General features: G+C 67.9%; 22 protein-coding genes and 2 tRNA genes. 12 read left to right on the top strand and 12 right to left on the bottom strand.

All coding sequences use genetic code 11. From position 1 onward, the window contains the following. Positions 1 to 231 (top strand): transposase (locus G510_RS16460; RefSeq protein ID WP_211219181.1); only part of this gene is annotated, 231 nt, incomplete at its 5' end. Between the two features lie 79 nt (positions 232 to 310). On the opposite strand, the gene G510_RS0110265 is transcribed toward G510_RS16460, so the two are convergent. Further along, complete coding sequence (locus tag G510_RS0110265; protein WP_342664731.1) at positions 311 to 1,264, bottom strand: LysR family transcriptional regulator; 954 nt, start codon at positions 1,262 to 1,264, stop codon at positions 311 to 313. 71 nt (positions 1,265 to 1,335) lie between these two features. Between G510_RS0110265 and G510_RS0110270 the strand changes: the two genes are divergently transcribed. After that, positions 1,336 to 3,099, top strand: coding sequence for an FAD-binding protein (locus G510_RS0110270; protein ID WP_029153562.1), 1,764 nt, complete (start codon positions 1,336 to 1,338; stop codon positions 3,097 to 3,099). 53 nt (positions 3,100 to 3,152) lie between these two features. Here the strand turns inward: G510_RS0110270 and G510_RS0110275 are convergent. From G510_RS0110275 to G510_RS0110285, 3 genes are all read right to left on the bottom strand, one after another. Then, positions 3,153 to 3,228, bottom strand: a tRNA-His gene (locus tag G510_RS0110275). A 39-nt stretch (positions 3,229 to 3,267) separates the two neighbouring features. After that, entirely contained in the window at positions 3,268 to 3,891 is a 624-nt protein-coding gene (gene orn / locus G510_RS0110280; protein WP_029153563.1) for an oligoribonuclease, read from the bottom strand. 37 nt (positions 3,892 to 3,928) lie between these two features. Continuing rightward, a tRNA-Arg gene (locus tag G510_RS0110285) sits at positions 3,929 to 4,000 on the bottom strand. Between the two features lie 180 nt (positions 4,001 to 4,180). Here G510_RS0110285 and G510_RS16465 point away from each other — a divergent pair. From G510_RS16465 to ettA, 3 genes are all read left to right on the top strand, one after another. Beyond that, positions 4,181 to 4,708, top strand: coding sequence for a single-stranded DNA-binding protein (locus G510_RS16465; RefSeq protein ID WP_051216671.1), 528 nt, complete (start codon positions 4,181 to 4,183; stop codon positions 4,706 to 4,708). 137 nt (positions 4,709 to 4,845) lie between these two features. After that, positions 4,846 to 5,931, top strand: coding sequence for a ThuA domain-containing protein (locus G510_RS16470; RefSeq protein WP_051216672.1), 1,086 nt, complete (start codon positions 4,846 to 4,848; stop codon positions 5,929 to 5,931). Positions 5,932 to 6,070: 139 nt separating this feature from the next. After that, on the top strand, positions 6,071 to 7,753 hold the full coding sequence (gene ettA, locus G510_RS0110300; RefSeq protein WP_029153564.1) for an energy-dependent translational throttle protein EttA: 1,683 nt from the start codon (positions 6,071 to 6,073) through the stop codon (positions 7,751 to 7,753). Between the two features lie 64 nt (positions 7,754 to 7,817). Here ettA and G510_RS0110305 read toward each other — a convergent pair whose 3' ends face one another. The 4 genes from G510_RS0110305 to G510_RS0110320 form a co-directional block, all read right to left on the bottom strand. Further along, positions 7,818 to 8,714, bottom strand: coding sequence for a glycine betaine ABC transporter substrate-binding protein (locus G510_RS0110305; RefSeq protein ID WP_029153565.1), 897 nt, complete (start codon positions 8,712 to 8,714; stop codon positions 7,818 to 7,820). Between the two features lie 93 nt (positions 8,715 to 8,807). Beyond that, positions 8,808 to 9,719, bottom strand: a complete 912-nt coding sequence (locus G510_RS0110310) for a glycine betaine ABC transporter substrate-binding protein (RefSeq protein WP_029153566.1) — start codon at positions 9,717 to 9,719, stop codon at positions 8,808 to 8,810. A gap of 101 nt (positions 9,720 to 9,820) precedes the next feature. Continuing rightward, positions 9,821 to 10,792, bottom strand: a complete 972-nt coding sequence (locus tag G510_RS16475; protein ID WP_051216673.1) for an ABC transporter permease — start codon at positions 10,790 to 10,792, stop codon at positions 9,821 to 9,823. After that, complete coding sequence (locus G510_RS0110320) at positions 10,792 to 12,108, bottom strand: quaternary amine ABC transporter ATP-binding protein (RefSeq protein WP_029153567.1); 1,317 nt, start codon at positions 12,106 to 12,108, stop codon at positions 10,792 to 10,794. The genes G510_RS16475 and G510_RS0110320 overlap by 1 nt, the downstream gene beginning before the upstream one ends. Before the next feature lie 290 nt (positions 12,109 to 12,398). Between G510_RS0110320 and G510_RS0110325 the strand changes: the two genes are divergently transcribed. Both G510_RS0110325 and sufU read left to right on the top strand, forming a co-directional pair. Beyond that, complete coding sequence (locus G510_RS0110325; RefSeq protein WP_029153568.1) at positions 12,399 to 13,652, top strand: SufS family cysteine desulfurase; 1,254 nt, start codon at positions 12,399 to 12,401, stop codon at positions 13,650 to 13,652. Next, a complete protein-coding gene (gene sufU / locus G510_RS0110330) occupies positions 13,649 to 14,083 on the top strand; it encodes a Fe-S cluster assembly sulfur transfer protein SufU (RefSeq protein WP_029153569.1) in 435 nt (144 codons plus the stop codon). The genes G510_RS0110325 and sufU overlap by 4 nt, the downstream gene beginning before the upstream one ends. On the opposite strand, the gene G510_RS0110335 is transcribed toward sufU, so the two are convergent. After that, positions 14,080 to 14,910, bottom strand: coding sequence for an acyl-CoA thioesterase (locus G510_RS0110335; RefSeq protein WP_036322875.1), 831 nt, complete (start codon positions 14,908 to 14,910; stop codon positions 14,080 to 14,082). The genes sufU and G510_RS0110335 overlap by 4 nt on opposite strands. A gap of 54 nt (positions 14,911 to 14,964) precedes the next feature. Between G510_RS0110335 and G510_RS0110340 the strand changes: the two genes are divergently transcribed. Then, positions 14,965 to 15,630: a DUF8185 domain-containing protein gene (locus G510_RS0110340; protein WP_029153571.1), complete on the top strand. Its 666-nt coding sequence runs from the start codon at positions 14,965 to 14,967 to the stop codon at positions 15,628 to 15,630. A 24-nt stretch (positions 15,631 to 15,654) separates the two neighbouring features. Here the strand turns inward: G510_RS0110340 and G510_RS0110345 are convergent, their stop codons facing one another. After that, positions 15,655 to 16,053: a globin gene (locus G510_RS0110345; protein WP_029153572.1), complete on the bottom strand. Its 399-nt coding sequence runs from the start codon at positions 16,051 to 16,053 to the stop codon at positions 15,655 to 15,657. 2 nt (positions 16,054 to 16,055) lie between these two features. Continuing rightward, positions 16,056 to 18,614: an aminopeptidase N gene (gene pepN, locus G510_RS0110350; protein WP_029153573.1), complete on the bottom strand. Its 2,559-nt coding sequence runs from the start codon at positions 18,612 to 18,614 to the stop codon at positions 16,056 to 16,058. A gap of 173 nt (positions 18,615 to 18,787) precedes the next feature. Here pepN and G510_RS0110355 point away from each other — a divergent pair, with 173 nt between their 5' ends. Genes G510_RS0110355 through G510_RS0110370 form a run of 4 tightly spaced genes read left to right on the top strand, consistent with a single transcriptional unit; the run spans position 18,788 to position 22,978 of the window. After that, on the top strand, positions 18,788 to 19,978 hold the full coding sequence (locus tag G510_RS0110355) for a ferrochelatase (protein WP_036322855.1): 1,191 nt from the start codon (positions 18,788 to 18,790) through the stop codon (positions 19,976 to 19,978). A 10-nt stretch (positions 19,979 to 19,988) separates the two neighbouring features. Then, the gene (locus G510_RS0110360; protein WP_029153575.1) at positions 19,989 to 20,489 is read left to right on the top strand and encodes a ribose-5-phosphate isomerase; all 501 of its coding nucleotides are present in this window, start codon (positions 19,989 to 19,991) and stop codon (positions 20,487 to 20,489) included. Between the two features lie 3 nt (positions 20,490 to 20,492). Further along, positions 20,493 to 21,479 carry an Fpg/Nei family DNA glycosylase gene (locus tag G510_RS0110365; RefSeq protein WP_029153576.1) on the top strand — a complete coding sequence of 329 codons (987 nt, stop codon included), beginning with the start codon at positions 20,493 to 20,495 and terminating at the stop codon, positions 21,477 to 21,479. Next, positions 21,458 to 22,978 carry an amidohydrolase gene (locus tag G510_RS0110370; protein ID WP_245563307.1) on the top strand — a complete coding sequence of 507 codons (1,521 nt, stop codon included), beginning with the start codon at positions 21,458 to 21,460 and terminating at the stop codon, positions 22,976 to 22,978. Before G510_RS0110365 ends, G510_RS0110370 begins: the two co-directional genes overlap by 22 nt. Before the next feature lie 67 nt (positions 22,979 to 23,045). On the opposite strand, the gene G510_RS0110375 is transcribed toward G510_RS0110370, so the two are convergent. After that, positions 23,046 to 23,525, bottom strand: coding sequence for a Dps family protein (locus G510_RS0110375; protein ID WP_029153578.1), 480 nt, complete (start codon positions 23,523 to 23,525; stop codon positions 23,046 to 23,048). Positions 23,526 to 23,577: the final 52 nt, after the last annotated feature.

Below are 23,577 nucleotides of genomic sequence, written 5' to 3' on the forward strand. Positions count from 1 at the left end.
GGCTACTTCGTCCAGATCGCGAACATGCCCGAGGCCACGAAGCTCTACGACACCGTCGTGACCTGGTGGGACGCCATCGAGGTCCTCATCGTCACCGGCGCAACCACCGCGAAGGTCGAAGCGGGCAACACCGGCATCAAGAACATCAAACGCACCGGCCGCGGATTCCGCAACGCGGAGAACTACCGGACGCGTATCCTGCTCACCAGCGCCGCGAGAACCGTAGCGTGAATACCCGCCACAGCAGGGTCATTCACCACGAACCGCGAAGAGCCCGTTTGTCGGGCAACCTCGGTTCGTAGCCGGAGGGTCACCCCTCGGACGCGCTGGAGACGAACGGCGCGAGCGGGGATTCGGGCGCCGTGGCCCGGGCCGTCACCTCGCGAATGAGGTCGCGCAAAGCCGCGGCTGCGTGGGTCAGCGGCATGTCGCCGCGCCGCGCGAGCGAGATGGTGCGCGTCAGCGCGGAGTCTGAGAGACGGGTCGTGCGCAGCCCCGGGCGCCCGGTCGCGACCATGGCGGGCACGACCGTGACGCCGATGCCCCGCTCGGCGAATGTGAGCGCCGCGTCCATCTCGGCGCCCGTGACGGCGACCGGCGGCTGCAGGCCTGCTGCGTCGAAGGCCGCGTCCATGGCGGTGCGCAGGTCGTAGTCGTCGGCGAGTTCGACGTACGGCTCCGCCGCGAGGGACGCGAGTGAGATCGCATCGGCTCCGGCGAACGGATCCGGTCCGGCCGCGGACGTGACGGCGACGAGTCGCTCGGTGAGCAGCGGCTCGCGATCGAGCACGGCGCGCGCCGGCGCTGACGAGACCGTCGTGACGATCAGTGCGAGGTCGAGTCGGCCCTCCGACAGGTCGTTGATCAGGGTGCGCGAGCCGCGCTCGACGACCTCGATGTCGACGCCCGGATAGCGCTCGCGGTACGCGGCGAGCACGTCGGCGACGATGCTCGTCCCGAGAGTGGGCGTCATTCCGAGGCGGGCGGTGCCGCGCGTGAGGCCCGCGAGCTCGGCCATCTCCGCGTGGGCGGTGGCCGCGTCGGCGAGCATCCGTCGGGCGATCGGAAGGAGGTGTGCGCCGGCCGCGGTCAGCGAGATGTTGCCGCGGGCGCGATGGAACAGGTCGACCCCGAGAGCCCGTTCGAGTGCCGAGATCTGCCTGCTCAGGGACGGCTGCGCGAGGTGGAGGCGTTCCGCGGCGCGCGTGAAGTGACCGGTGCGCGCGACCTCGACGAAGCCGCGCAGCTGCTCGAGGGTCATCATGTCTACAGGCTATCGACACGACAGGAAGAATGCATTGGAGTAATGATGAAGATCTTCGTAGCGTGAAGGACATGAACGCGACGATTTCTTCACCCGAGCGGATCCTGTCCGCATCCGTCCTCGTCATCGGCACTGGGGGCGCCGGCCTTCGCGCATCGATCGAGCTCGCCGAGCGCGGCGTCGATGTGCTCGCTGTCGGTAAGCGTCGTGCACACGATGCGCACACGACGCTCGCGGCGGGCGGCATCAACGCGGCCCTCGGCACGATGGATCCCGAGGACAGCTGGCAGCAGCATGCGGCCGATACGCTCCGCGAGTCGTACTTCCTCGCGGATCCGGCCATCGTCGAGACTGTCGCACGCGGCGCGGAGCGCGGCATCGAGGACCTCGAGGGGTGGGGGATGCCGTTCGCCCGGGAGGACGACGGCCGGATCAGCCAGCGGTTCTTCGGCGCCCACACCTACCGGCGCACGTGCTACGCCGGTGATTACACGGGTCTCGAGATCCAGCGCACGCTCATGCGCCGCGCGGCGGAACTGCGGGTTCCGATCGTCGACACCGTGTACATCACGCGGCTGCTCGTGAGCGAAGGACGGATCTTCGGGGCGTACGGCTTCGACATCGTCGACGGCACGCCCGTCGTCATCCATGCCGACGCCGTGATTCTCGCGGCGGGCGGGCACACTCGGATCTGGCGCAACACCTCGTCGCGCCGCGACGAGAACACGGGCGACTCGTTCCGCCTCGCCGCACTCGCCGGGGCGCGGATCCGCGATGCCGAGCTCGTGCAGTTCCACCCGTCGGGCATCCTCGAACCGACGGACGCCGCAGGCACGCTGGTCTCGGAGGCGGCGCGCGGCGAGGGCGGCATCCTGCGGAACGCGTTGGGGGAGCGGTTCATGGAGCGCTACGATCCGGAGCGCATGGAGCTGTCGACGCGCGATCGTGTCGCGCTCGCGAGCTTCACCGAGATCGCGGAGGGACGCGGCACGGCGAACGGCGGCGTGCTGCTCGACGTCTCGCATCTGCCGCGCGAACAGATCCTCGACAAGCTGCCGCGCGTGTATCGAACGCTCATCGACCTGCAGATGCTCGACATCACGGAACAGCCGATCGAGATCGCACCGACCGCGCACTATTCGATGGGCGGCGTGTGGGTGCGCGCCGACGATCACGGCACCGGCGTCGATGGGCTCTATGCGATCGGCGAGGCCTCGAGCGGGCTGCACGGCGCGAACAGGCTCGGCGGCAACTCGCTCATCGAGCTGCTGGTGTACGGCCGCATCACGGGAGAAGAAGCGTCCGACTACGTGCGCGGGCTGACCGACGTGCGTCGGGATCCGGCTGCCATCGCCGAAGCACGCGCGGAGGTCTCGGGCCTGCTCGCCGCGGACAGCGACGGTGCGCGCACCGAGACGCCCCGGCGCCTGCAGCGGGCGCTGCGCGACCTCATGACGGAGTACGCGGGAGTCGTGCGAAATGAGCGGGGACTGGTTGCGGGACTCGAGAAACTCGCGGTGCTCGAAGAACGCGCGACGCGGATCACGGCGCACCCGGACATCGCGGGGTTCGATGACGTGGCGCACGCCTTCGACCTTTACGGATCCCTTCTGGCGGCGCGGGCGACGCTGGAGTGCGCGCTCGAGCGCCGCGAGACCCGCGGCTGCCACAACCGCTCGGATTTCCCGGAGGAGAGCGGCGACCTGCGCGGAAACTTCGTGTGGACGCCGACCGCGGGACCGGTCTTCGAGCCGCTTGCCGAGGCCCCGGAGTCGTTCCGCGATCTCGCCGCCGTCGTGGCGGACGACTCAGTCGACGGCAAGCTCGTGGAGTGAGGAGACGATCCAGCGTGAAAAGGCCCCAGCATCGAAATGCTGGGGCCAGAGCCTGGGGTGGCTGACGGGGTTTGAACCCGCGACCCCCGCGACCACAACGCGGTGCTCTACCTGCTGAGCTACAGCCACCATGCTTCCCGGCATCGCCGGGGCAACCCATCTAGTCTGTCACAGGTTCGAGGCGAACCCGTTCACGACATTCTCAGCTATGGCCTTCGCCTCGTCGCTGGTCGGGCCGGGCTCTGCCACGAACGCCGCCTCGCGGTAATAACGCAGCTCGCGGATCGATTCGAGGATGTCGGCGAGCGCGCGATGGCCGCCGTTCTTCTCGGGCGACTGGAAGTACACGCGGGGGAGCCACCGGCGCGAGAGCTCCTTGATGCTCGACACATCGACGTTGCGGTAGTGCAGGTACCCATCGAGCTTGGGCATATACCTCGCGAGGAACATCCGGTCGGTGCCGATGGTGTTTCCCGCGAGCGGAGCCTTCCGCTCCTGCGGCACGAACTTTTTGATGTAGTCGAGCACGCGCTTCTCGGCGTCCGCGAGCGCGACGCCGTTCGGGATCTCGAGGTCGAGCCCGCTCGTCTTATGCATGTTCGTGACGAACTCGCCCATGTGCTCGAGGGCGGCACCGGACGGCTTGATCACGATCTGCAGACCCGGATCCAAGATCTCGAGGTTGAAGTCGGTGATGACCACGGCGATCTCGACGAGCTCATCGATCGAAGGGTCGAGCCCGGTCATCTCGCAGTCGATCCAGACGAGTCTGTCGTTCTCAGCTGCGCCCACGTTCGACACTCTTCTTTCTCTTTGCGTATCTTCTTCGTCCCCCAGGGGCGAATCGAACACCCGACCAAAGGATTAGAAAGCCTCTGCTCTTCCTCTGAGCTACTGGGGGCAGCCCATCCAGATTAGCGCGTGATGCGCTCCGATGCCGACTCAGGGTGGGTCAGCGCGCTCACTTCCGCGGATCGTGCAGATTTATCCACAATCGGGCCGTTCCGAGCGCCGGCGGATCCGCGAGTGAGCAAGTCTGTCTGCACCGGCCGAATCCGGCCGCGTGGAGAAAGGACGAATCATGACCGAATACACCGCGATCACCGGCAACGTCGCAACAGAGCCGACGGTGCAGAAGACGCAGGCGGGAGCCACCATGACGCGGTTCCGCGTCGCGTGCCCGAATCGGCAGCGCGACGCGCAGACCGGCGAGTGGGTCGACCGCGAGTCGAGCTGGTTCACCGTGTTCGCATACGGATCGCTCGCCGAGAACGCGATGAAGACGCTGAGCAAGGGCATGCGCGTGATCGCGGCGGGCCAGCTCAAGGTCCGGGACTGGGCGAAGGACGACCGCTCGGGCACGAGCGCTGAGGTGCATGCCGATTCACTCGGCCTCGACCTGCGCTGGGGCAAGTCGACGTTCGAACGCACGGCGGGCGGCGGGCGCAAGAGCGACGAGAACTCGCCGCACCAGGACGAGCAATGGATGTCGGCCGTCGAGGCGGATGGAGCAGGGGAGGGTGCGGCTGTCTCGGCCGGAGACGAGGTGCCTATCGAAGCCGATGGGGTGCAGTCTGCCGACGCTGACGCGGTGCCGACACCGTTCTGATCGGTTCGACGCGCGATCGTTGACACCCCGTGGAAGCTCCCCTAGAGTCACCTCGACTGGATATGTCGCTGCCTCCAACTTATGTCGAGGCGGTGAGAACCCAATCACGAAGGTTCCGCTCAACGAGGAGAAGCCACATGAATAAGCACGTTCAACGCTCGGTCACCTGTCTGACGGCGATCGGTATGACGGTCGGGCTGGCGGCTCTCGCCGCACCCGCACATGCTGATGACGACGACTACAAGGTGCTCGTCGTCGGCGAGACGCTCGAATTCCGCCACTCGCACATCGATGACACGACGCTCGCCATGATAAAGCTCGGTGAGGAGAACGGCTTCAGCGTCGACGTGTGGGATTCGCAGCAGGCCGACCTCACGCTGACGAGCACGCCGTTCACCTCGGCGGAGGACCTTGACCAGTACGCGACGATCATCTTCGCGTCGCCGGTCGACGCGACGAACGACCTCGATCCCGAACGCCCTCGCCTGCTCGACGACAGCGAGCTCGAGGCGTTCCAGGGGTACATCCACGGCGGCGGGGGCTACGTCGGTCTGCATGCGGCGACCGACTCGATGCACACGGTGCCCTGGTACAGCGAGCTCACCGGCGGCGGCGCTCGCTTCATCGCGCACCCCCAGCAGCAGACCGCGACGATGCGGGTGGAGAGCCCGAACCACCCGTCGACGTCGATGCTCCCGGCAGAATGGGAACGCTTCGACGAGTGGTACAACTTCTCCACGAACCCGCGCGACGACGTGCACGTCCTCATCACGCTCGACGAGTCGACCTACGAGCCCGGCCGCGGCGCGATGGGTGAGGATCACCCGCTCGCGTGGTGCCAGAACTTCGAGGGCGGACGCTCCTGGTACGAGGGCGCGGGCCACACGGACGAGTCCTGGAGCGACCCGGTGTTCCTCGAGCACATCCTGGGCGGTATCGAGTGGACCGCGGGTCTCGTCACGGGCGGTGGAGACTGCGTCACCTTCAGCGAGGTCGATGAGATTCTGACCGACTTGGATGACGGCTCGATGAAGTACTCGAAGCTCTCCATGCAGCTGATGGCGTACTTCGATCAGGCGGAAGCTGCCGCCGATGCGGGCAGGCATTTCGCCTCGGCCCAGACGCTCCGCAAGGCACAGGGCAAGGCGCACGGCCTGCAGGACGATATTCTGGTCGACAAGATCGGCGACCTCATCACCTGGCAGAAGGGCCTCACCTCCTGACCTGAAACGGGTTCGGGCGCACCCTCTGCGGAGAGTGCGCCCGAACCCGTTTCATGCCCGCTCACCATCGGCAGACAGCCGGGCCGCGTAGTCTGGAGGCTAGCGTTCGAACTCCTAGCTCGAGAGGTTACTGAATAGAGTGGCTGAGTACATTTACCAGATGGTGCGCGCCCGCAAAAAGGTGGGCGACAAGCTGATTCTCGACGACGTCACGATGTCGTTCCTGCCGGGAGCGAAGATCGGCATGGTCGGCCCGAACGGCGCGGGTAAGTCGACGATCCTCAAGATCATGGCCGGCCTCGACACGCCGTCGAACGGCGACGCAATGCTCACGCCGGGGTTCTCGGTCGGGATCCTCATGCAGGAGCCCGAGCTCGACGAGTCGAAGTCGGTGCTCGAGAACGTGCAGGACGGCGTTCGCGACATCAAGGCGAAGGTCGACCGGTTCAACGAGATCTCGGCCCTCATGGCCGAGCCCGATGCCGACTTCGATGCGCTTCTCGCGGAGATGGGCACGCTGCAGGAGGCCATCGACAGCGCCGATGCGTGGGACCTCGACGCCCAGCTCGAGCAGGCGATGGATGCCCTCCGCACGCCGCAGGGCGATGCTCGCATCGAGAACCTGTCGGGTGGTGAGAAGCGCCGCGTCGCGCTCTGCAAGCTGCTCCTCGAGAAGCCCGACCTGCTTCTCCTCGACGAGCCGACGAACCACCTGGACGCCGAGAGCGTGCTGTGGCTCGAGCAGCACCTGAAGTCCTACGCCGGCGCCGTTATCGCGATCACTCACGATCGGTACTTCCTCGACCACGTCGCCGAGTGGATCGCCGAGGTCGACCGCGGTCGCCTCTACCCGTACGAGGGCAACTACTCGACGTACCTCGAGAAGAAGGCTGCGCGTCTCGACATCCAGGGCAAGAAGGACGCGAAGCTGCAGAAGCGTCTCAAGGACGAGCTCGAGTGGGTGCGCTCGAACACGAAGGGCCGTCAGGCCAAGTCGAAGGCGCGCCTCGCCCGTTACGAAGAGATGGCGAATGAGGCCGAGCGCACCAAGCGGCTCGACTTCGACGAGATCCAGATTCCGGCGGGCCCGCGTCTCGGCAGCCTCGTCATCGATGCGAAGAACCTCAACAAGGGCTTCGACGATCGCACGCTCATCGACGGTCTCAGCTTCTCGCTTCCGCCGAACGGCATCGTCGGTGTGATCGGCCCGAACGGCGTCGGCAAGACGACGCTGTTCAAGACCATCGTCGGCCTCGAGCCGCTCGACGGCGGCGAGCTGAAGATCGGCGAGACCGTCAAGCTCAGCTACGTCGACCAGACGCGCGGCGGCATCGACCCCGAGAAATCGCTCTGGGAAGTCGTCTCCGACGGGCTCGACATCATGATGGTCGGCAAGACCGAGGTGCCCTCGCGCGCCTACGTGTCGAAGTTCGGCTTCAAGGGGCCGGACCAGCAGAAGAAGGCGGGGATCCTGTCGGGCGGCGAGCGCAACCGACTGAACCTCGCGCTCACGCTCAAGCAGGGCGGCAACGTGCTGCTCCTCGACGAGCCGACGAACGACCTCGACGTCGAGACGCTGCAGTCGCTCGAGAACGCGCTGCTGGAGTTCCCCGGCTGTGCGGTGGTCGTCACCCACGATCGCTGGTTCCTCGACCGCATCGCGACCCACATCCTCGCCTATGAGGGCACCGAGGAGAACCCGGCGAACTGGTACTGGTTCGAGGGCAACTTCGAGGCGTACGAAGAGAACAAGATCGAGCGTCTCGGCCCGGACGCGGCCCGTCCGCACCGCGCCACGCACCGCAAGCTGACGCGCGATTGAGCCGAACCGATGAGAAGTGCCCCGAGGAGAACTCCTCGGGGCACTTCTTCTATCACCGAGCGCGCTACTCGATGATCCAATCGAACTCGTCCGCGTGGTCGGCGACCCACTGGTCGATCGCTTCCGGCTGTTCGTCATCGCCGAACTCGTTCACGACCGCGTTCTCGAGCGCGCCGTACTGCGCGTCATCGAGTCTGATCTGCTGAATCAGCTCGGTGGCCTCCGGGAAATCCTCGCTGAAGCCCTTGTGCGCCATGAAGTGGAGGCCCTCGGTCGCACCCATGCCTTCCTTCGGGTCGTCGAGGTCCTTGAGACCGAGCGCGTCGTACGCCCAGAACGGACGCCACAGGGTGACGACGATGTCCTCTTCGTCCGCGATCGCGCTCTCGAGGGTTGCGAGCATGGCCGCGAGCGACGAGGGAGTGAGCTCGTATTCGTCGCCCAGATCGTAGGCGGGGAACAGGCTCTCTTCCGCCATGGTCGCGGTCCCGGAACCGGGCTCGATCGTGTAGATCTTGCCGTCGAAGCGGTCGGCCTGACCGTGCAGATCCTCGACCGAGTCGATGTCGACGTACTCGGGCACGGCGAGCGTGCCGTGTGCGTTCTCGTAATACGCTCCGAGATCCTCGAGGTCATCGCCGTACTTCTCGACGTAGGCGGCCTGCGAGATGTCGGACCATGCCGAGGGATAGATGTCGACCTCGCCCTCGGCGAGCGCCGTGTACAGCACCGCCGGAGAGTTGAGCGCCTCCAGCTCGACCGTGTACCCGAGCTTCTCGAGCTGATCCTCCAAGAGGTACGCGTTGTTGACGGCGTCCGTCCACGAGGGGAGGAAGCCGACGGTGACCGTACCCAGATCCCCTTCGCCGCCTTCGGCGTCCTGGCCTGCGCAGCCGACGAGTGATGCGCACGCGACGGCCCCGAGGCTCGCGATAGCGGCAATGCGTGTGGGGTGATTCATACGTTTCCTTTCATCCAGGGACAGTGGGTGCACAGCACTGAGGGGGCCGCGGCAACGCCGCGGCCCCCTCAGACTCGCGTCAGCGAGAAACGGTTACTTCTGGACCCAGTCGAACTGGTCGCCGTTCTCCTCGAGCCATGCGTCGACGGCATCTTCCGTCTTGTTCTCGTAGTCCTCGCTCGTGACGAGGCCCTCGAGGGCGCCGTACTGGTCGTCGTCGAGCTTGATCTGCGACATGAGTTCTGCGGCCTCGGGGTACTCCTCGGCGAACCCGGCGTGACCGACGAAGTTGAGCGTCTCGGGCTCGCCCATCGCGCCCTTAGGGTCCTCGAGGTCCTTCACGTCGTACTCGTTGTAGGCCCAGAACGGACGCCAGAGCGTCACGACGATGTCCTCTTCCGAGGCCATCGCGGTCTCGAGCGATGCGAGCATGCCAGCCGTCGACGAGGTCGCGAGCTCGTACTCGCCGTCGAGACCGTACTCGGGCATCATCGATTCCTGAGTCTGCTTGGTGAGGCCGGCGCCCGGCTCGATGCCGGTGATGGTGCCATCGAAGCGGTCGCCCTGACCCTTGAGGTCCTCGATCGAGTTGATGTCGTCCATGTAGGACGGCACCGCGATCGTGAGCACGGCGCCCTCGTAGTACGCGCCGAGGTCCTCGAGGTCGTCCTGGTACTGCTCCATGTACGCCGCGTGGGTGACCTGGGGCCATGCCGACGGGAACACGTCCACGTCGCCACCGGCGAGCGCGGTGAACAGGGGACCCGCCTCGGAGAGCTCCTCCATCTCGACGGTGTAGCCGATCTTCTCGAGCTGGTCCTTGGTGAGGTAGGCCATGCTGAGACCATCGGTCCAGGACGGAAGGTATCCGAGCGTGATCTCGCCCAGGTCGCCCGAGCCCTCGTCGCCGGCGTCTCCGCCGTCTCCGTCTGACGAGCAGCCCGCCAGTACGAGTCCTCCGATGGCGCTGATGCCGACAATCGTGAGCAGCTTGTGCTTCTTCATCATGCTGGTCTTTCCTTTCTTCCGGCACTCTCGGTGCCGGGCGTTCATCTCTTGGGGAGTTCGGCCGCGTTCGCACAGCGGACGCGACCGGAAACTATGGGTCAGTAGGGCTGGCGATTGCCTCGGGCGACGGCGACGTCCGCATCCTGGCGCGCGGCGACCGCCGCCGCTTCCGCGTCCGCCGCGGCAGCGCGCCGCTGTGCGCGTCGGCGGCTGAGGATCCCGAGGAGGGACGAGCGATAGTCGCTCGGCGTTCCGGCCGCGGCCGTGACGCGGTCGAGGTAGACGGCGATGAACACGACGCTGAGGCCTGCGTCGACGCCCTTTGCGACGTCGATCGTCGACAATGCGGCGACGACCTCCTTACCAAGACCATCCGCGCCTGCCATACCGGCGATGACGGCCATGGACAGGGCGAGCATGATGACCTGGTTGACACCCGTCATGATGGTCGGCATGGCCTGCGGCAGCTGGATGCCGCGCAGGACCTGGCTCGGAGTGGCTCCGAACGCGTGGCCGGCCTCGACGGTCTCTGCGTCGACTCCGCGAATGCCGAGCTCGGTGAGCCGGACTCCTGGCGGGAAGGAGAAGATGACCGTCGCGATGACGCCGGGTACGAACCCGATGCTGAAGAACACGATGACCGGGATGAGGTACACCAGTGCGGGCATCGTCTGCATGAAGTCGAGAATCGGCTTCACGATCGCGCTGACGGTGTCGTTGCGGGCCGCCCAGATCCCGACGGGAATGGCGATGACGATCGTGACGAGCGTTGCGATCAGGACCAGCGCGAGCGTCTGCATCGCCGTGTCCCATTGATCGACGCCGATGATCAGGACGAACATCACCACGGTGCCGACCGCGAGCTGCCAGGAGCGCACGGCCCAGGCGATCAGCGCGAAGATCAGGATCATCACGATGGCGGGCGGCGCGATCAGGAGATCTGCGAGGCCCTCCACCAGGAAGCCGACGACCGTCGAGATGAGATCGAGGAGACCCTTGAGGTTGTCGCGGATCCAGTCCACGACGACCGACACCCAACTGCCGATGGGGAAGCTGAAGTTCTCGAACATCAGAAGGCCTCCTTGCTGTCGACGGTCCGCGCTTCGAAGGGCTGACCGTCCTCGCTATCGGCGAGCACCTGGTCGACGACAGTCGACGGAACAGGCTGCAGGGGCAGCGTGATCTCTTCGGTCGATCCCGGGCCGGGACCGAGCGCCGCCAACAGCGTCACGCGGGGGATCACGCCGACCAGCTTTTCGTTCTCGTCGGTCACGGCGACCGCGAGCTTCGACTCGACGGCCGGCACGAACAGATCCATGAGCACGTCGTCGGCGTTCACGGTCGTGGCGTCCTTCTTGATGACGCCCATGATCGATCGCTCGCCCTTGCGCACGAGCTTCAGCGCGTCGCGATCCTCGATCGTGCCGAGCAGCGTGCGCTCGCGGTCGATGACGTACGCGGCGCTCGAATACGCGTCGCGCATGGTCTTGAGTGCGGTGCGCGGGCCGGCGGTCGACGAGACGACCGCGACCGGCTTCTCCATGACGTTCGACGCGGTGAGCACGCGGGCGCGATCGACGTCCTGCACGAACTGCTCGACGTAGTCGTTGGCGGGATCCGTGAGGATGTCCTCGGGCGTGCCGATCTGAACGATGCGACCGTCTCGCATGACCGCGATGCGGTCGCCGAGGAACATCGCCTCGTTCAGGTCGTGCGTGATGAAGATGATCGTCTTGTGCAGCTTCTCCTGCAGCTCGACGAGCTGCTCCTGCATCTCGCGGCGGATCAGCGGATCGAGCGCGCTGAACGCCTCGTCCATGAGGAGGATGTCGGTGTCGGCCGCGAGCGCGCGGGCGATGCCGACGCGCTGCTGCATGCCGCCCGACAGCTCGCTCGGGAGCTTTTCGCCCCAGCCCGTGAGACCGACGAGATCGAGGATCTCGTTCGCCTTCGCGACGCGCTGAGACTGCGCAACGCCCTGCAGCTCGAGCGGGTAGGCGACGTTGTCGACGACCGTGCGGTGGGGGAGGAGGGCGAAGTGCTGGAACACCATCGACATGTGGTTCCGGCGGATCTCGCGGAGCTCCTTGTCGGAGATCTTCGTGATGTCCTTGTCGCGGATCGTGAGCGATCCGGCGGTCGCCTCGTGGAGGCCGTTGATCATGCGGATGAGCGTGGACTTACCGGAGCCCGACAGGCCCATGACGACGAATATCTCGCCGCGGCGCACCTCGAACGATGCGTCGATGACGGCGGCGGTGACGCCGTCGAGGCCATCTCGCGGGGTCCCGGCGCGGAGTTTCTCCACTGCGTCATGTGTGCGGCGGCCGAACACCTTATACAGGCCTTCGGCGCGTACCAGCACCTCGTTTTCATTTTCGGTCACGTTGTGATGCTGCGGGCGCGCCCTGTGACGCAACTTGCGCGCTCTGCCCTCGGTAGGTGTATCGAGAAGTGTTCTTCATCCGGCGGCCGTGTCTGACGCGTCACCGCGGGCGGGAGCGAAATGTCGGGTTGCGTGTCAACATTTCTACAGTCCCAGGTTACTCATATCTGCATGAAGGTTCGATGAACGGGCGAGTGCGCCCCGTGCCGTTACGGAATCGTGAGGGCGCGCCGCGCCGTCCGCAGATGCGAGAAGATGGAAGCATCCCTCATCGATACCGGAGGATTCGCATGCCCACACCCCTCGGTGCTCCGCTCAGAGCAGACTTCCCGTTCTTCCAGGCGCACCCCCGCACGGCCTACCTCGACACGGGGGCGACGAGCCAGCGCCCGGAGACGGTCATCGCGGCAGAAGCCGACTTCGTGCGCCACGATTACGCGGCCGTACACCGGGGATCCTCGATGTCGACGGGCGAGGCCACGTCGGTGTTCGAGACGGCTCGCGAACGGGTGGCGAGCTTCATCGGCGCGGGCGAGCGCGAGATCGTGTGGACGCAGGGCGCCACCGACGCGCTCAACATGATCGCGCTCGGGATCGGGGATGCGTCGGTCGGCCTCGGCGGCGACCGCTTCGCGCTCCGCGCGGGCGACGAGATCGTCGTGACCGAGGCCGAGCACCACGCGAACCTGATCCCGTGGCAGCGGCTGGCCGCCCGAACGGGCGCAGTGCTGAAATGGGCGCGCGTCGACGAACGAGGCCTCTGGACGATCGAAGGGATCCGCGAGCAGGTCACAGGCCGCACGCGTCTGATCGCGTTCGCGCACGTGTCGAACGTAACCGGACAGATCGCCCCCGTCGCGGACGTCGTGGCGATCGCGCGCTCCGTCGGTGCGCTCACCGTACTCGACGCGTGCCAGTCGGTGCCGCACATGCCGATCGACGTCGCCGCCCTCGGCGTCGACTTCGCGGCATTCTCCGCGCACAAGATGCTGGGCCCGAACGGCATCGGCGTTCTGTACGGACGGGCGGAGCTGCTCGACGAGCTGCCGCCGGCGCGCACGGGCGGCTCGATGATCAAGGTCGTGACGATGGAAGAGGCGACGTTCCTGCCCGCCCCGAACCGGTTCGAGGCGGGAACTCAGCCCGTCAGCCAGGTCGTCGGATTCTCGGCCGCGATCGACTACCTCGAGCGCCTCGGAATGGATCAGGTCGCCGCTCACGAGCACGAGATCGGCCAGGCGCTTGTCGAGGCCGTCGTGCGCATCCCCGGCGTGCGCCTGGTGGGGCCGGCGGAGGGCGAGCCTCGCGGCGCCCTCGTGAGCGTCACGGTCGACGGCGTGCACGCGCACGACGTCGGCCAGTTCCTCGATGACCGGGGCATCACGGTGCGCACCGGGCACCATTGCGCCCAGCCGCTGCACCGCGCCCTCGGCACGCCGTCGTCGACGCGGGCGAGCGCGGGCGTCTACTCGACGCGGGACGACGTCGCGGCGTTCGGCGCCGCGCTGGCAGAAGTACGAGCATTCTTTGGAGCGGATAGATGAGCGGCGAGCTGGAGCAGATGTACCAGGAACTGATCCTGGATCACGCGAGGACCCCCGAGGGCAAGGGCGACCCGTCGGTGCACCCGTTCACGCACCACGAACTGAACCCGTCGTGCGGCGATGAGATCACCGTCGGCATCACGGTCACCAACGGCGCGATCGCGGGCCTGGCCTGGGAGGGCGACGGCTGCAGCATCTCGATGTCGTCGGCCTCGATCATGAGCGGCCTGGTCGACGGGATCACGCGCGAGGAGGCGCTCGCCCTCATCGGCGAGTTCCGCGAGATGATGCGCTCGCGCGGATCCGTTGAGCCGTCCGAGGCGCTCGGCGACGCCGCGGCGTTCCAGAACACCGCGAAGTACGTCATGCGCGTCAAGTGCGCGATGCTCGCCTGGGTCGCCCTCGAGGCCGACCTGAAGGCGTCTGCCTAGTAGCCGGGCACGCGCAGCATGATCTCCTGCGCGGTGGAGGCGACGAGCGTGCCGTCCTGCGCGAAGATCCGGCCCGAGCTGAGGCCGCGGCCGCCCTGGGACGACGCCGACTCCGAGACGTAGAGCAGCCATTCGTCGACGCGCGCGAACCGGTGCCACCAGATCGCGTGGTCGAGGCTCGCCGACTTGAGCCCCTCGTCGGCCCACGACACGCCGGTCGCGAGGAGCGACGGCTCCTGCACGGTGAAGTCCGACATGTACGCGAGGGCGACGCGGTGCAGGTCGGGATCGTCGGGCAGCCGATCCTTGATGCGCATCCACGTGGCGCGATGCGGTGCCTGGGACGACGCGCGCGGCAGGATGTCGCCCGTGACCGAGACGGCCTCGATCGGATTCGAGCGCATCCTGCGGAACTTGTCGTGGTTGTCGCCCGTGTCGGCGACGAGCTCGTCCGGCCCCGGAACGTCGGGCATCGTCACCTGGTGCGTCGGACCGGAATCGATCTGCTGGAACGAGATGATGCCGCTGAAGATCGGCGTGCCCTTCTGATAGGCCTGCACCCGGCGCCGGGCGAAGGACCGGCCGTCGTGGATGCGGTCGACGCCGAACGTGATCGGCAGGTCGAAGTCGCCCGGGCGCAGGAAATAGCCGTGCAGCGAGTGCGGGAGCCGCTCGTCGTCGAGCGTGTTGACCGCGGCCGCCACGCACTGGGCGACGACCTGGCCGCCGTAGACGCGCCCCGTCGGCATGGGGTGCGATCGGCCGACGAAGATGTCTTCGCTCGTGCGCGCGCCGGTGGGCTCGAGCCTCAGCACGTCGAGCAGCATCTCGACCGGGTTCTTCGGGTACTCGTTGTCTGCCACCCGCCTAGTCTAGAGAGGATGAGCGAGCGACTGATATTGGCGGATCCGGGTTCGGCGCGCGACGCCCTCACCTTCGCGGGCCGCGCCGGTCGCATCGGCGACGAGGGGATCCGTCTGCAGGCCGCGCGCGGGACGCTCGTGATGACGGCTGCCGCCCTCGCGCCCCGCGGGCTGCTCGACCGCACGCCGACGGTGCTCGCGATGCGGATCCTGCACGCGGATCCCGAGGTCGAGTGCGATCTCGTCGTCGCCTCGCTCACGCCGTCCGAGCGCGAGGACGCCGTCGCTCTTCCCGACGAGGCGATCTCGCCGGCCTGGGCGGGCGTCTCGCCGCCGCAGGGCGGGTGGTCGCGAACCGCCGAGCTCGATTCGGCCGTGCTCGCGTCGCGGGCCCAGTGGGGGATCGCCGCGGTCGCGCGTCAGGTTCCGACCGACGCGGGGGAGGATGCGGTGCGCGCCGTGCGCGGATCCGTGTGGGGGCAGCCGGACGACGACCTCGGCGGCCTGCCGCTGGGCGTGGCGTTCGCCGCGCTGTCGTTCGGGTTCATCTCGGGCTCGGAGGTCGCGCCGGTGTACACGGCCGGTCGGTGGACCCGCATCTCGTTCAGCCGCGGGCACGTGCTCTCGCGGGGCCCCGCGGTGTCGGGCCTCACGGCCGTGCGCTCCACGGGCCAGTCCGCCTGACCGGTTCTCAGCTGGGACTGCGGCTCAGTCCTCGAACGTGTTGACCATCGCGTGCGCGGCGCGATCGAGGTAGTCCCAGAGCGTCTCGCGGTGCATAGGGGACAGCTCCGCCTCGTCGACCGCGATGCGCATGCAGGAAAGCCATCGATCGCGCGCGTCGGGGTTCACCTTGAACGGCATGTGCCGCATCCGCAGCCGCGGGTGGCCGCGCGTCTCGCCGTAGGTCGTCGGGCCGCCCCAGTACTGCTCGAGGAAGAGCAGCAGGCGCTCGGCCGCCGGGCCGAGATCCTCTTCGGGATACATCGGCTTCAGCACGTCGTCGAGCGCCACCTCGCGGTAGAACGCGTCGACGATCCGCTGGAACGTCTCTCGCCCGCCCACCTGCTCGTAGAACGAGGGGGCGGGCTCCGTCGCGGCGGCCATCATCAGTCGTCTTCTTCGGCGTCTCGCGACTGCGCCGCCAGCGCGCGCTCGACGCCCGCGAGGTTCTCGGCGATGATGCGGCGCAGCGCGGCGGGCTCCTCGGCGTTGTCGCGCAGCCACTGCCGGGTCGCGTCGCGCAGCTCGACGCTCGCGAGGGACGCCGGATACATGCCCTCGAGGATGTACGACGCGATCTGGAAGGTGCGCTCGTTCCACACCCGCGTCGCGGAGGCGAAGTAGCGCTCGGCGTAGGGCGCCAGCTCATCGACGTTCGCGGCGTTCCGGAAGCCGACCGTTGCCGCGCGCAGCACGGTGTTCGGCAGGTCGGTGCGATCGACGACCGACGTCCAGGCCGCCTCCTTGTTCTCGGCGCCGGGCAGGGCCGCGCGTGCGCGTGCCGCCATCTCGCCGCCGGTGGCCGTGTTGTCGGCCTCGAGCGCGCGATCGATGTCTGCAGACGCGACGAGGCCGCCGTTCGCGAGCGAGACCAGCAGCTCCCACTCGAGATCCGTGTCGACGTCGAGGCCCGGAATCGTCACCGAACGGTTCTTCAGCGTCTTCACGCGCTCCCACTGGGCCGGCGTGGATGCGGCCGCCGCATAGGCGCTCGCGAGCTGCAGCTGCAGGTCGCTTCCCGGAGCGGATCCGAGCAGCAGGTTCCACAGGCCGTCGGCGAGCTTCGCGCGCTGCGCCGAGCGCGTATCGCGGGCGACGTAGTCGTTCGCGGCGAGGCGCGCCTGGGCGAGGGTCGTGCGGATCGTCGTCGACTCGGTCTCGGTGCCGATACCGGCCAGCACGAGGTCGAGGTAGTCGCGCGTGGCCATCTCGCCGTCGCGCGTCATGTCCCACGCGGCGCCCCAGACCAGCGAGCGGGCGAGCGGATCCTCGATCGCCGCGATGTGCGTGATCGCGGTCTCGAGGCTCGGCGCGTCGAGGCGGATCTTCGCGTACGCGAGGTCGCCGTCGTTCAGCAGCACGAGCGCCGGGCGGCGGACGCCGACCAGGTCGGGGATCTCGGTGAGGTCGCCGTCGATGTCGACCTCGATGGCGTGCGTGCGCACGAGGGATCCGCCCTCGAGGTCGTAGAAGCCGATGCCCATGCGGTGCGGGCGGATCGTCGGGTAGTCCGACGGCGCCGTCTGCATGACGGCGAACCGGCGGATCTTGTCGTCGACGTCGGTGTCGATCACCGGCGAGAGGGTGTTGACGCCGGCTGTCTCGAGCCACTTCGCGCTCCACGCCGACAGGTCGCGGCCGCTCGTGGCCTCGAGCTCGACGAGCAGGTCGCTGAGGGTCGTGTTCTGGTAGGCGTGCGCACGGAAGTACGCGCCGACGCCCGCGAAGAACTCATCGATCCCCACGTACGCGGCGAGCTGCTTCAGCAGCGATCCGCCCTTCGCGTACGTGATGCCATCGAAGTTGACCTGCACGTCGTCGAGGTCGTTGATGGTCGCGACGACCGGGTGCGTCGAGGGGAGCTGGTCCTGCTTGTAGGCCCAGGTCTTCTCCATGGCGTTGAACGTCGTCCACGCGCCGGTCCACTCGGTGGCCTCGGCGGTGGCGATCGTCGACGCCCACTCGGCGAACGACTCGTTCAGCCACAGGTCGTTCCACCACTTCATCGTGACGAGGTCGCCGAACCACATGTGGGCGAGCTCGTGCAGGATCGTGACGACGCGCCGCTCCTTGACCGCGTCGGAGACGTTGCCGCGGAAGATGTAGGTCTCGGTGAAGGTGACGCAGCCCGCGTTCTCCATGGCGCCCGCGTTGAACTCGGGCACGAAGAGCTGGTCGAACTTCGCGAACGGGTACGGCACCCCGAACTTCTCCTCGTAGTAGGCGAAGCCCTGCTTCGTCTTCTCGAAGATGTAGTCGGCGTCGAGGTACTCCCAGAGGCTCTTGCGCGCGAACACGCCGAGCGGGATCGTGCGGCCCTCGTTGTTCACGAGCTCATCGCGGACCTCTTCGTACGGCCCGGCGACGATGGCCGTGATGTACGACGAGATGCGCGGGGTCGGCTCGAATCCCCAGGTCTCGGATTCGCCGCCCTCGTGCGAGATGGGCTCGGGCGCCGGCTGGTTGGAGACGACCTTCCAGCCCCGGGGCGCGGTCACGGTGAACTGGAATGTGGCCTTGAGGTCGGGCTGCTCGAACACCGCGAACACGCGCCGCGAGTCGGGCACCTCGAACTGGGTGTAGAGGTAGACCTCGTCATCGACCGGGTCGACGAAGCGGTGCAGGCCCTCGCCCGAGTTCGTGTATTCGCAGTCGGCGTCGACGACGAGCTCGTTCGATTCCTCGAGCTGGTCGAGCACGATGCGCGAGTCGGCGAACACCTCGGCCGGGCTGAGCTCGCGGCCGTTGAGCGTGACCTCGCGCACCTCGCGCGCGATGAGGTCGATGAACGTCGTGGATCCGGGCGTCGCGTCGAATCGCACCACGCTGCGCGATCCGAAGACCTCGGATCCCTTCGTGAGGTCGAGCGCGATCTCATAGCCGCGGGTATCGACGAGGGCGCGGCGTTCCTCCGCCTCGACTCGAGTGAGGTTCTCTCCAGGCACTTCGACTGCTCCCATGTGTTGTTCGGGGAATCCCGCCCGCGCGCGGTTGGCGCCGCAGGCAACCTGTACAGCCTACGTCGCCGGTATGAGGTGTGGGTGAATGGCGGGTGAGAGGCGATTCTGAGAGTCGTCTTCTACAGAGGTGCGAAGATGGTGGCGTGACCACAGCTGACATGACCTCATCTGTCCTCTACGGTTCGGCGGCTGCCCAGAGCGGCGCCGAGCACATCGAGACTCCGGTCGCGTACGACGCGATCCTCCTCGCCGGATTCGGCGGCCCCGAAGGCCAGGACGACGTGATTCCGTTCCTGCGCAACGTGACGCGCGGGCGCGGGATCCCCGACGAGCGCCTCGAGGAAGTGGCCACACACTACCGGCACTTCGGCGGTGTCAGCCCGATCAACGAGCAGAACCGCGAGCTGCTGCGCGCCCTTCAGGCCGAGGCGGATCGGCGCGGCCTCGGGCTGCCCGTGTACTGGGGCAACCGCAACTGGGCGCCGATGCTCGACGAGGCCGTCACGAGCGCGTACGAGGACGGTCATCGCACGGTGCTCGCGATCGCCACCAGCGCGTACAGCTCGTATTCGAGCGACCGCCAGTACCGCGAGGACTTCGCGCGCGTGCTGGGAACCGAATCCGGCACGGGCCTCGGCGAGGGCGATGATCCGATGACGATCGACAAGGTGCGCCTCTTCTTCGACCACCCGGGCTTCGTCGAGCCGTTCTACGAGGGCGTGCGCGACGCGGTGACCGCCTGGCTCGAGTCGGGACTGAAGGCGAACGAGGTCCGGGTGCTGTTCTCGACGCACTCGGTACCGATGGCCGACGCCGAGCGATCCGGCCCGCGCGACCGCGACTTCGGCGAGGGCGGCGCGTATTCCGCGCAGCACCGTGCCGTGGCGCAGTACCTCATGACGCGCCTCGCCGACGAGTTCGCGGGCGCCGCCGACGTCGACTGGTCGCTCGTGTTCCAGTCGCGCTCGGGTCCGCCCACGCAGCCGTGGCTCGAGCCGGACGTCAACGACGTCATCGCCGACCTGCCCGCCCAGGGCGTCAAGGCGGTGGCCGTGGTGCCGCTCGGGTTCGTGAGCGACCACATGGAGGTGCTCTGGGATCTCGACAACGAGGCGAAGGAGTCGGCAGATGAAGCCGGCCTGGCCTTCGCCCGCACGCGCACGCCCGGGGTGCACCCCGCGTACGTCGCGGGCCTCATCGACCTCGTCGAGGAGCGGCTGAACGGCACGCCCGCATCCGAGCGCCCGCACGTGACCGATCTCGGCCCGTGGTTCGACGTCAGCAGGCCCGGCAGCGACGAGAACGTGCGCCTCGGTTTCAAGCCCGCCGCCGCCGGTGTGGCCCCGTAGGATCGTGCCCATGCGCATCCACATCGCGACCGATCACGCCGGCCTCGAGTTCTCGACTCAGCTCCAGCGCCACCTCACCGACCAGGGCCACGAGGTCATCGACCACGGGCCAGAAACATACGACGCGCTCGACGACTACCCGGCCTTCTGCATCCGTGCGGCCCAGGCCGTCGTCGACGACCAGCGCGCGGGTCTGGACGCCCTCGGCGTCGTGTTCGGCGGCTCGGGCAACGGCGAGCAGATCGCCGCGAACAAGGTCGAGGGCATTCGGGCGGCGCTCGTCTGGAACCTGTCGACCGCCGAGCTCGCGCGCGACCATAACGACGCCAACGTGATTTCGATCGGCGCGCGCCAGCACCCGGTCGAGGACGTGTTCTCGTTCGTCGACGCCTTCGTCGCGCACCCGTTCTCGGGCGACGAGCGCCACGTGCGCCGCATCGGCCAGATCGCCGCGTACGAGCGGGACGGATCGCTCGTCGACGGCCCCGCACCCCGCACAGCGACGGCGTAACGTATGCCAGAGGGTCACTCCGTCCACCGCATCGCTCGGCAGTTCGATCGCAACTTCGTCGGGCACCGCGTTGCCGTCTCGAGCCCGCAGGGCAGGTTCGTCGAGGGCGCTGCGCTGATCGACGGCCTCGAGATGCGTCGAGCCATGGCCGTGGGCAAGCAGATGTTCCTCGAGTTCGACGGCGAGGCCTGGCTGCGCGTGCACCTCGGCCTGTACGGCGCGTGGGACTTCTCCGGCGAGATCCTCGTGGATCCGACGATCGCCTCGGCCAACGGCCGCATGGGACAGACGAACCAGCGCGGCACGGATCCCGTCTATGACGAGGCCGGCGAGAATTCGCTGGCCTCGATCGGCGCTCCTCGCAAGGCTCGTGCGCACGTGCGCATGTCCGAGCAGACGAACGAGCTCGACGACGGCGACGAGTGGCCGCCGCCGGTCGTCGGGCAGGTGCGCGCCCGGCTGATGACCGAGTCGACGTGCGCAGATCTGCGCGGCCCGACCGCGTGCGCCGTCGAGACACCGGATCAGATCCAGACGGTGCTCGATCGTCTCGGTCCGGATCCGCTCGTCGGCGATCCCGCCGCGAACGAGCAGCGATTCGTGGACGCGGTGTCGAGGCGCGGCGTCGCGATCGGCCAGCTGCTCATGGACCAGTCCGTCGCCAGCGGAATCGGCAATGTGTACCGGGCGGAGATGCTGTTCCGCGCGAACCTCGATCCGCACGTGCCGGGGAAGATGATCCCCGAAGAGATCGTGCGCGAGCTGTGGCGCGATTGGTCGCGCCTGCTCACGATCGGGGTCGACACCGGGCAGATGATGACGATCGACGGGCTCGAGGGCGACGAGTGGCGCCGCGCGATGGCGAGCCGCGACGACCGGCACTGGGTCTACCACCGCGCAGGTCTGCCGTGCCGCGTGTGCGGCACCGAGATCCTGCTCGAGGAGATGCAGGCCCGCAAGCTGTACTGGTGCCCGACGTGCCAGCGCTGAGCGTGTCGTCGCGCGTCGACGTCATCGCGAACGCACGGATCGGCGGGGAGGGGCGCGAGCTGCTCGCGCACCCCGACGTCGAGAAGGATGGGCTCGTCGATCTCTGGATCTCCGGCGGCCGCATCTCCGACATCGCGCCCGCCGGCAACCTGCGCCACCGCGGCACGGTGCTCGACGCCGAGGGCGCGTGGGTCGTGCCCGGCCTGCGCGACCACCACGTGCACGCGCTGCAGGCCGCCCTGTTCCAGGACCGCGCGTCGATCGGGCACGCCGCGGGCGCGTCCGAGGCGGCGCGCGTCGCGGCATCCGTGCCGGTCGAGCAGAGCGGTCGCCGGGTGCTCGTCGGCATGCGGCACGCTTTCTGGCCGGATCTGCCCACGCTCGACGCGCTCGATGAGGCGACGGGCGAGGTTCCGACCTACATCGTCAACGCCGATCTGCACTCGATCTGGATGAACAGCGCGGCGTTCCGACGCGAGCAGATCGCACCGGATCCGTCCGGGTTCGTGAGCGAGCACGCGGCGTTCGACGTGGCGAACACGCTGAACGACGTCGACGCCGCGGACGCGGACGCCGCCTTGGAACGGGCCGCCGCCCGCAGCGCCGCACGGGGGCTCGTGGCGTTCAGCGATCTCGAGATGGGGTGGCAGACCGACGCGTGGCGGCGCCGCGGGGCGGCCGGATGGAACCTGCTGCGCGTGGCGAGCGCCGTGTACCCCGAGCACCTCGACCGCGTCGTCGCCGAGGGGCTCGAGACGGGCGATCGGCTCGACGAGTCGGGCCTCATCACGGTCGGCGCGCTGAAGTTCGTGGGCGACGGCTCCCTCGGGACCCGCACGGCCGCGACGACGGCGCCGTATCTCGACGGCGAGCGCGGGGCGATGAACTTCGAGCTGGACCGCCTCGTCGCGACGATCACGCGGGCGGCAGGCTCAGGCCTCGCTTCGACGGTGCACGCGATCGGCGACATCGCGGTGGCAACGGCGCTCGATGCGTTCGCCCTCGCGGGGGTGCCGGGACGCATGGAGCACGCCCAGCTCGTCGCCGCGAGCGACATCCCGCGGTTCGCGCGGCTCGGCATCGAGGCGAGCGTGCAGCCGCAGCACGCCGTTGACGATCGGGACCTGACCGATTCGCTGTGGGCGAGTCAGACGGCCACGCCGTACCCGCTCCGCGCGCTCAACGACGCGGGTGCGAATCTGCTGTTCGGATCCGACGCACCGGTGTCGATCCTCGACCCTTGGGTGCAGATCGCGGCGGCGGTCGCGCGGACCGACGACGATCGCGCCGCGTGGCAGCCGGAGCAGGCCGTCGACGCCCGCACGGCGCTCGCGGCCTCGACAGGGGGCGGATCCGCGGATCCGCAGGTGATCGAGCCGGGCGCGGTCGCGGACCTCGCGATCATCGCCGTCGACCCGCTCGCGGCCTCGGCGGAGCAGCTGCGTGCCATGCCGGTGCACGCCACCCTTCTCGCGGGCAGAGTCACCCACATATCGTGAGTTGCGGCGAGGCGGAAAACGATAGTGGCCCCGACGTCCGGAGACGTCGGGGCCACTATCGCGAGGCTCACTCAGCGATGTGAGCGAAGAGGAACCAGCGGTCCTTCTCGATGCCCGCCTTGATGCCGATGACGACGTCCTGGCTCACGAGGTCGGTCTCGTCGAGGCCCTCGATCGCGGCGTCGAGGTCGACGATCACGGCATCCATGTCGGAGATGATGCCCTTGATGACATCCGTCGACTGGGCGAACCCGGCCGGGGCGCCGGTGTTCGAGACCTTCTCGGCCACGCGCTGCACGCGGGCGTCGATCGGAAGGCCGAGGGCGACGATGCGCTCCGCGACCTCATCGGCCCATCCGCCGGCGTTCGCCACGACGGTGTCGAGGAACTCGTGCACGCCGATGAAGTTGGCGCCGCGCACGTGCCAGTGCGCCTGCTTGCCGTTGATCGTGAGGGCCTGGAGACCGAGGACGACGGGGGAGAGGAACTGCGAGCTGCTCGAGGCGGCGGTGGCGTTCGATGCGGTGGTTGCGACGGTGGTGGTCATCGGTATCCCCTTCTTCTGGATGGTGCGGGAGCGTTGCCCCCGCCGGTGATAA

The organism is Microbacterium gubbeenense DSM 15944 (genome assembly GCF_000422745.1).
GTDB classification, from domain to species: domain Bacteria; phylum Actinomycetota; class Actinomycetes; order Actinomycetales; family Microbacteriaceae; genus Microbacterium; species Microbacterium gubbeenense.

Excerpts from the sequence above, each read along its gene's own strand:
- G510_RS16465 (WP_051216671.1), top strand. The coding sequence starts at position 4,181 with ATGACCGAATACACCGCGATCACCGGCAACGTCGCAACAGAGCCGACG.
- G510_RS0110310 (WP_029153566.1), bottom strand. The coding sequence starts at position 9,719 with ATGAAGAAGCACAAGCTGCTCACGATTGTCGGCATCAGCGCCATCGGA.
- G510_RS0110340 (WP_029153571.1), top strand. The coding sequence starts at position 14,965 with ATGAGCGAGCGACTGATATTGGCGGATCCGGGTTCGGCGCGCGACGCC.
- G510_RS0110270 (WP_029153562.1), top strand. The coding sequence starts at position 1,336 with ATGAACGCGACGATTTCTTCACCCGAGCGGATCCTGTCCGCATCCGTC.
- G510_RS16470 (WP_051216672.1), top strand. The coding sequence starts at position 4,846 with ATGAATAAGCACGTTCAACGCTCGGTCACCTGTCTGACGGCGATCGGT.
- sufU (WP_029153569.1), top strand. The coding sequence starts at position 13,649 with ATGAGCGGCGAGCTGGAGCAGATGTACCAGGAACTGATCCTGGATCAC.
- G510_RS0110375 (WP_029153578.1), bottom strand. The coding sequence starts at position 23,525 with ATGACCACCACCGTCGCAACCACCGCATCGAACGCCACCGCCGCCTCG.
- G510_RS16475 (WP_051216673.1), bottom strand. The coding sequence starts at position 10,792 with ATGTTCGAGAACTTCAGCTTCCCCATCGGCAGTTGGGTGTCGGTCGTC.
- G510_RS0110265 (WP_342664731.1), bottom strand. The coding sequence starts at position 1,264 with ATGATGACCCTCGAGCAGCTGCGCGGCTTCGTCGAGGTCGCGCGCACC.
- G510_RS0110335 (WP_036322875.1), bottom strand. The coding sequence starts at position 14,910 with ATGCTGCTCGACGTGCTGAGGCTCGAGCCCACCGGCGCGCGCACGAGC.
- G510_RS0110365 (WP_029153576.1), top strand. The coding sequence starts at position 20,493 with ATGCCAGAGGGTCACTCCGTCCACCGCATCGCTCGGCAGTTCGATCGC.
- G510_RS0110305 (WP_029153565.1), bottom strand. The coding sequence starts at position 8,714 with ATGAATCACCCCACACGCATTGCCGCTATCGCGAGCCTCGGGGCCGTC.
- G510_RS0110355 (WP_036322855.1), top strand. The coding sequence starts at position 18,788 with ATGACCTCATCTGTCCTCTACGGTTCGGCGGCTGCCCAGAGCGGCGCC.
- G510_RS0110325 (WP_029153568.1), top strand. The coding sequence starts at position 12,399 with ATGCCCACACCCCTCGGTGCTCCGCTCAGAGCAGACTTCCCGTTCTTC.
- G510_RS0110345 (WP_029153572.1), bottom strand. The coding sequence starts at position 16,053 with ATGGCCGCCGCGACGGAGCCCGCCCCCTCGTTCTACGAGCAGGTGGGC.
- G510_RS0110360 (WP_029153575.1), top strand. The coding sequence starts at position 19,989 with ATGCGCATCCACATCGCGACCGATCACGCCGGCCTCGAGTTCTCGACT.